General features: G+C 45.0%; 1 pseudogene. It reads left to right on the forward strand.

The features are described 5' to 3' along the window. Positions 1-26: 26 nt before the first annotated feature. A pseudogene (locus I6E40_RS10755) lies at positions 27-373 on the forward strand (hypothetical protein); the annotation flags it as partial.

Raw genomic sequence — 373 nt, forward strand, 5'->3', positions numbered from 1 at the left:
GTCGTCCTCCCAAGTACCTTGCGGGAATGGATAATCCAAATTCTCTTCTGGCATGGTATCTCAAGGTTATTGCCTCTCAGAAGGATGCACTTTTGGAGGTCTGCAAGACGATAGTTGCTGATGCCTATTTCTCAAAGAAACCTTTTGTGGATGGTCTCATTGATTTGGGATTCAATATTATAAGCAGATTCAGGAGTGATGTAAGACTGCGTTATCTTTATGATGGTCCAAAGACCGGCAAGCGTGGAAGACCTAAGGTGTATGGTGACAGGGTGGACATTAGGAATCTCGACATGAATGTGTTTGTGAGTGAAGACATCACCTCGGATGACAAGGTGGTAACACTCTATTCTTCGGTTGTCTGGTCGGTGGG

Origin of the sequence: Prevotellamassilia timonensis (assembly GCF_021531665.1) — a bacterium.
GTDB lineage: Bacteria > Bacteroidota > Bacteroidia > Bacteroidales > Bacteroidaceae > Alloprevotella.